The sequence below is a fragment of the Microbacterium sp. CPCC 204701 genome, assembly GCF_004010105.1.
Taxonomy (GTDB): Bacteria; Actinomycetota; Actinomycetes; order Actinomycetales; family Microbacteriaceae; genus Microbacterium.
Map to the genome: position 1 here is coordinate 1 of NZ_RRYE01000158.1, position 6753 is coordinate 6753.

The following is a 6753-nucleotide window of genomic DNA, read 5'->3' on the forward strand; positions in this document are numbered from 1 at the left end:
CGCGGCGAGGGCGACGGAAGCCGCGACCCAGGCCGCGCGCACCGACACGTCACCGCGCGCGACGGGCTTGTCGGCGCGGCCCACGGCGCGATCCCGCGGGGCATCGAGCGCGTCGTTCGAGATACCGATCGACATCTGGCCCGCGAGGACTGCGAGCGTCAGCAGCACGAGGCGCCACGGCTCGAGGCCGACCGCGACGCCGAGTGCCAGCGCGAGCGTCGTCACGACGAGGGTCGGTCCGGGGTGGGTCGATCCCCACAGCCCTCGGAGCGTACGCACGCTCGATGCTCTCACGCCCGACGGCGGGATCGGCGTCGTCCCTCGTGCGAAAACACCAGTCCGTCACATCGAGACGCCGCCGACGGATGCCCCGACCCGGCGTGTCATGTCACCGACGGTGTTCTCGCACGCCCTGGCCGGGCCGAGACGGCGCCTCAGTCGTCGAGGAGCTCGGCCTCGATCACCTCGTCCTCGTCGTCCGAGGCGGTCTCGGGGGCGGCCGCGGGGCCGTCGCTGGTCAGCACGAGCTGCGAGCTGTCGGCCGCGACATCCACCCGCACGACGTCGCCGTCGCGCACGCCGCCCGACAGCAGGGCCATCGCGAGGCGGTCTTGGATCTCGGACTGGATGAGCCTGCGCAGCGGCCGCGCGCCGAACACCGGGTCGTAGCCGCGCTCGGCGAGCCACGCCCGCGCGTCGGGCGTCACCGCGAGCGTCAGGCGCCGCTCGTGCAGACGCCGCTGCAGGGCGTCGACCGAGAGCTCGACGATCTGGGCGAGGTCGTCCTCGGTGAGCGCCTGGAACACGACGATGTCATCCAGCCGATTCACGAACTCCGGCTTGAACGCCTGTCGCACGAGGCCCTGCACCCGCTCGCGCTTCTGCTCGAACGAGAGCGTCGGGTCGATGAGGATCGGCGAGCCGAGGTTCGACGTCAGGATCAGGATGACGTTCTTGAAGTCCACCGTCCGGCCCTGGCCGTCGGTGAGGCGTCCGTCGTCCATGACCTGCAGGAGCACGTCGAAGACCTCCGGGTGCGCCTTCTCGACCTCGTCGAGCAGCACGACGCTGTACGGCCGGCGGCGCACCGCCTCGGTCAGCTGACCTCCCTGCTCGTAGCCGATGTATCCGGGAGGAGCTCCGACCAGCCGCGCGACGGAGTGCTTCTCGCCGTACTCCGACATGTCGATGCGCACCATGGCGTGCTCGTCGTCGAAGAGGAACTCGGCGAGCGCCTTCGCCAGCTCGGTCTTTCCGACACCGGTGGGTCCGAGGAACAGGAAGGAGCCTGTCGGGCGATTCGGGTCGCTGATGCCGGCCCGGGAGCGGCGGACCGCGTCGGACACCGCCTTCACGGCATCCCGCTGCCCGATGATGCGCTTGCCGAGCTCGGCCTCCAGATGCAGCAGCTTCTCGGTCTCGCCCTGCAGCAGGCGCCCGACCGGGATGCCGGTCCACGCCGCGATCACGGCGGCGATGTCTTCATCGGTCACCTGCTCGTTGACCATGCGCTCCTCGGACGGGTCGGCCTCCGCGCTCTCGGCCTCGGCGAGCTCGGCCTTGAGGTGCTTGATCGTCTCATACTCGAGCCGGGACGCCTTGGCGTAGTCGGCGGCGCGCAGCGCCAGGTCCCGCTCAGTCTCTGCTGCGTCGAGGCGCTTCTTCAGGTCTCCCACGCGGTTCAGTCCTGCCCGTTCGCGCTCCCACCGGGCTTCGAGGTCCCTCAACTCGGCGGCCGCGATGTCCATCTGCTCACGCAGCTTCGCCCGCCGCTCCTTCGAGGCGTCGTCCTTCTCCTTCTTGAGGGCAAGCTCCTCGAGCCGCATGCGGTCGACCTGACGGCGGAGCTGGTCGATCTCGACGGGGCTCGAGTCGATCTCCATCTTGAGGCGGCTCATCGCCTCGTCGATGAGATCGATGGCCTTGTCGGGCAGCTGCCTGCTCGGGATGTAGCGATTGCTCATCGACGCCGCCGCGACGAGGGCGCCGTCGGCGATCGTCACACCGTGATGCGCCTCGTAGCGACCTTTGAGTCCGCGCAGGATCGCGACGGTGTCTTCGACGCTCGGCTCGCCGACATAGACCTGCTGGAAGCGGCGCTCGAGCGCGGCATCCTTCTCGATGAACTCTCGGTATTCGTTGAGCGTGGTCGCGCCGATCATGCGCAGCTCGCCGCGCGCGAGCATGGGCTTGAGCATGTTGGATGCCGCAACCGAGCCCTCGCCACCCCCCGCGCCCATGAGCACGTGCAGCTCGTCGATGAACGTGATGATGCGACCGTCGGAGTCGGTGATCTCCTTGAGGACGCTCTTGAGGCGCTCCTCGAACTGGCCGCGGTACATAGCGCCCGCGACGAGCGCCGAGATGTCGAGCGTGACGAGCTCCTTGTCTTTCAGCGACTCGGCGACGTCCCCGGCGACGATGCGCTGCGCGAGCCCCTCGACGACGGCGGTCTTGCCGACGCCGGGCTCGCCGATCAGCACGGGGTTGTTCTTGGTGCGGCGGGTCAGCACCTGGCTGACGCGGCGGATCTCGCTGTCGCGCCCGATGACGGGGTCGAGCTTGCCCTGGCGGGCGCGGTCGGTGAGGTTGATCCCGAACTGCTCGAGCGCGCTCTGCTGCTCCTCCTGCCCGGGCATGGGCTGTGCGTTCATTCGTTCTCCTGAAGTCTGCGTTCACGAAACTTGAGTCGTGCTGGCTCAAGTTTAGCAAAGCGACGGTCGTGGCGGTAGGGGCGGATGCCGGTGCCGCTGCCGCCGCGGGGTGAAGGCGCAGCGGCCGCGACCGGAGGGGGTTGATCCGCCACGCGCGCAGGACGATCCTGTACCCACGCGAACAAGGGAGTTCATCATGAGCAGCACGTCGGTCGCCCGCGTCACCACGATCACCGCCCGTTCCCCCGAGAGCTTCGAGGCGGCGCTCACGGAGGGCATCGCCCGCGCCCACGCGACGCTCCGCAACGTCAGCGGAGCCTGGGTGAAGGACCAGAAGGTCGAGTGCGACGACGGCGCTATCACCTCGTTCCAGGTCGTGCTCGAGGTGACCTTCGTCCTCGACGACTGACCCGGCCCGGCGGCACGAGGGCGATCGTCAGGACCGTTTGCGCTCCTCACGCGCGTCGTCGTACGCGCGCCGCAGCGCCTCGCCCACCCACTCGGTGCCCCGGTAGATGTTCTGACCGCCGATGTCGGCGGCCAGACCTCCGGCCTCCAGCTGCCGCACGACGAGCGGCTCGCTCACCACGAGCTTGAGGCTCGATCCCACCGCGGCGAGCTCCCGTGCGTAACGCCGCAGCACCTCGACGAACGCGAGTCCGACATCGTCGGTGCCGCGAAGACGCACGATCACCACTGAGCTCTCCGACTCGGCCGTGATCTCGGGTAGCTGGCGCTCGAACGTCGGCGCGCTCGCGAAGAAGAGGCTGCCGTAGGGCTGGAGCACGACGATCTCGCGCGGCGGGATCCCGTGCGGTGGCTCGACCTCGCGCATCCGTCCGTCAGTGGAGAAGACGACGCGGCGCACGCGGAGCCGATTGGACTGCTGTGCGACGTAGAGGATGATGCCGAGCCCGACACCCGACAGCACGGCGAACTGCAGCGGGATGAGCAGCATCAGCACGAACGTCACCGCCATGACCACGGTGGGCAGCGGCCCGCTCTTGACCACCGAGTACACGCGACTGGGCTTGATCGCGGCGACGCCGACGACGATGAGCAGACCCGCGAGCGCCGGCATCGCGATGTAGGCGACCAGGTCTGAGGCGAACAGGATGACGAGCGACATGACCCCGCCGGCGAGGAAGTACACGAGGCGAGTTCGAGCGCCCGCCGTCGCCACGAGCGAGGATCCCGACGACGACCCGCCCACGGGCATGCCGCGGAAGATCCCCGACAGCACGTTGCCCGCGCCTTGCCCGATGAGGTCGCGCGAGACGTCGACAGACCTGCCTTCGCGCGCAGCGATCCCGGACGACACCCCCGCGCCCTGCACGAGCGCCACGAAGGTCAGCGACACCGCCGGGATCGACACGAACAGGATGTCGTCCACGCTCGGCAGCACCGGTATGGGCAGTCTTCCCGGAACGGCGACGAGATCGTGCAGCACCACGACCGGCTGCGGCACCCAGAGGTTCAGCAGGACCGCGGAGACCGACCCCGCGACCACGGCGACGACGAGGCTCAGGGCGCCGACGCGAGTGTTCTGCAGCAGCATGATGAGGAGGATCGTGATCGCCCCGACCACGAGCGATGGCACGTTCCACTCGAGCAGATGCCGACCGAGGTCGACCGTCTTGGCGATGCGGTTCTCGCCGTCGGACGCGTAGCCGGTGAAGTTCGACAGCTGGCCGAGCACGATGTTGACGCCGACCGCGGTGACGAATCCGGTCATGACGGCGGTCGGCACGAATCGCACGAGTCGGCCGCCGCCGAGCAGGCCCAGCACGACCAGCAGCACCCCGCTCAGCACCGCCAACGTGAACAGGGCGCGATCCGGATCGGGCCGGGTCTGCAACTGCGCGTCGGCGACGATCAGCGCCATCGCACCGGTGACCTGCACGGTCATGAGCGCACTGCTCGTGAACAGCGCCGCACCGACCATGCCGAAGAGGTGGCCGTAGAGGCCCGCGAGCGGATTGACGCCGGCGAGCAGCCCCTGCGCGAGTCCATCCGGGACGCTCTCGACTCCCAGTGCGACCCCCGCCACGAGGTCACGGCGCAGCGTCTTGCGCGAGAACCGCGTACGGGGATCGAGACTCACCCGCTCACGGTAGCGAGGGCCGCTGCCCGCCATCCTGCCCAGGGTCGGATTTCACGCGACCTGCGTGACGCGCGGACACTCAGCTTTCTCCCAGAATCGGAGACGACGCAGAGTTCCACACCGGCGCCCTGCGCGGAGCGCAACGACTCCGCCGATCTGAAGGGATCCTCCATGACCGACAACGACACCACCGTCACCGGCTGGGTGGGATGGGGCGTCTTCGCCGCCGTCATCCTCATCATCTCCGGCATCATCAACATCTTCCACGGGCTCCAGGCCCTGATCGGGCCGGATACGGCCTACTTCCTCGGCGAGGCGGGCCTGTTCTCGCTCGACATCGAGGCGTGGGGCTGGTTCCACCTGATCCTCGGCGCGCTGATCCTCCTGGTCGGCTTCGCGCTGTGGGCCGGAGCGACGTGGGCACGCGTCATCGCGGTCATCCTCGTCGCACTCAACGCGATCGCGCAGCTGACCTTGATCGCGGCCCAGCCGTGGCTCTCGCTCACGGTCCTCGCGCTCGACATCCTCGTGATCTACGCCCTCACCGTGCACGGTCGCGAACTCAAGGCGCGCTGAACCACGCCCTCATGACGGGCACCGCTCGACGCGCTCGTCACGCGACGAGAACGGATGCCTCGGCCCCCGCCACGGCGGAGGCCGGGGCATCCGTCCTGTCGCGCTCGTCGTCGGTGCAGCAGAAGCGCGTGCGGTACGCGGTGGGGGTGATGCCGAGCACGCGTGCGAAGTTCTGGCGCAGCACCGCGGCCGAGCCGAACCCGCTCTCGTAGGCGATGCGGTCGAGGCCGAGGTCGGTCTTCTCGAGCAGCCGCTGCGCGTGGATGATGCGCTGGCGCGCGAGCCACGCCGCCGGCGTCGCCCCGTGGTCGGCCTTGAAGCGGCGAGCGAAGGTGCGCGGCGACATGTGGGCCTTGGCGGCGAGCTGGTCGACGGTGAGGTCGAGGCGCAGGTTGTCGAGCATCCAGTCGGTGACCGGTGCGAGCGAGAGCGACGTGGTGATCGGGAGCGGCTTGTCGATGAACTGCGCCTGGCCGCCATCGCGCTGCGGGGGCACGACCATCCGGCGCGCGATCTTGTTGGTGAGCTCGGCGCCGATCTCCTGCCGCAGCAGGTGCAGGCACGCGTCGAGGCCGGCGGCGGTGCCGGCGCTCGTGATGATGCGGCCGTCCTGCACGTACAGCACGTCGGGGTCGACATCGATCTGCGGGTACATCGCCATCATGGTGGGCGCGTACATCCAGTGGGTGGTCGCGCGCCGCCCGTCGAGCACGCCCGCGGCGGCCAGGATGAACGACCCGCTGCAGACGCTCAGCACCCACGCCTGGCGCTCGACTGCCGCGCGCACGACGTCGAGCACGCGCGGGTCGGTGCGCTGCCAGTACTCACGCGGGGTCGGGCAGACCACCACGAGGTCGGCCTCGTAGGCGAACGACAGGTCGTGTTCGACGTTGATCGAGAACCCCATCTTCGACTGCACGACGCCGGGGTCGGCCGTCACGATGCGGAAGTCGAAGTTCGGAACGCCGTCGTCCGAGCGGTTGAGGCCGAACGCCTCGCAGGCCACGCCGAACTCGAACGGCGCGAAGCCGTCCAGCACGATGCAGGCGACTGTCTTCACGTGTACCTCCTGGCAGTTTTCCTGCGAGACGTGTCCATTCTGCCACTCGTGGCAGTTGTGACGCAAGCGTAGCGTTTCTGCCATGTTGATGGTGATTCTCTTCTCAGCCCTTTCCGCAGTGGCGGTCGCCTCGACGATCGTCAAGCTCCGCACTGACGGCTACCGCCGGACGCCGATCGATCGCACACGCCTCCCCTGAGGACTCGTCACACCCCTAGACTCGCGGCGTGACGATTCCCTCGAACATGCCGTCGCCGTCCTCCCAGCCCGATTCGGGCGCCGGGTCGGCCGACACGCCGCCGGCGGCGCCCTCTGCCGCACCGCAGACCTCGGCGTCCTACGGGGCCGCCCAAGCCGCG

General features: G+C 69.1%; 6 protein-coding genes. 2 read left to right on the forward strand and 4 right to left on the reverse strand.

Translation table 11 applies throughout. The features are described 5' to 3' along the window. The coding region (locus EIO58_RS10465) for a UbiA family prenyltransferase (protein ID WP_240658720.1) at nucleotides 1-279 on the reverse strand (279 nt) is incomplete at its 3' end. A 155-nt stretch (nucleotides 280-434) separates the two neighbouring features. Then, nucleotides 435-2654 carry an ATP-dependent Clp protease ATP-binding subunit gene (locus EIO58_RS10470; protein ID WP_127819494.1) on the reverse strand — a complete coding sequence of 740 codons (2220 nt, stop codon included), beginning with the start codon at nucleotides 2652-2654 and terminating at the stop codon, nucleotides 435-437. 196 nt (nucleotides 2655-2850) lie between these two features. On the opposite strand from EIO58_RS10470, the gene EIO58_RS10475 reads away from it, so the two are divergent. Beyond that, entirely contained in the window at nucleotides 2851-3063 is a 213-nt protein-coding gene (locus tag EIO58_RS10475) for a dodecin family protein (RefSeq protein ID WP_127819495.1), read from the forward strand. A 27-nt stretch (nucleotides 3064-3090) separates the two neighbouring features. Here the strand turns inward: EIO58_RS10475 and EIO58_RS10480 are convergent, their stop codons facing one another. Next, nucleotides 3091-4758, reverse strand: coding sequence for a SulP family inorganic anion transporter (locus EIO58_RS10480; protein WP_240658722.1), 1668 nt, complete (start codon nucleotides 4756-4758; stop codon nucleotides 3091-3093). A gap of 171 nt (nucleotides 4759-4929) precedes the next feature. Between EIO58_RS10480 and EIO58_RS10485 the strand changes: the two genes are divergently transcribed. After that, nucleotides 4930-5334 (forward strand): DUF7144 family membrane protein, encoded by a 405-nt coding sequence (locus EIO58_RS10485; protein WP_127819497.1) that lies wholly within the window; start codon nucleotides 4930-4932, stop codon nucleotides 5332-5334. 37 nt (nucleotides 5335-5371) lie between these two features. Here EIO58_RS10485 and EIO58_RS10490 read toward each other — a convergent pair whose 3' ends face one another. Further along, entirely contained in the window at nucleotides 5372-6394 is a 1023-nt protein-coding gene (locus EIO58_RS10490) for a GlxA family transcriptional regulator (protein ID WP_205789218.1), read from the reverse strand. Between the last annotated feature and the right edge of the window lie 359 nt (nucleotides 6395-6753).

Coding starts and splice junctions, on each gene's coding strand:
- EIO58_RS10470 (WP_127819494.1), bottom strand. CDS start 2,654: ATGAACGCACAGCCCATGCCCGGGCAGGAGGAGCAGCAGAGCGCGCTC.
- EIO58_RS10475 (WP_127819495.1), top strand. CDS start 2,851: ATGAGCAGCACGTCGGTCGCCCGCGTCACCACGATCACCGCCCGTTCC.
- EIO58_RS10485 (WP_127819497.1), top strand. CDS start 4,930: ATGACCGACAACGACACCACCGTCACCGGCTGGGTGGGATGGGGCGTC.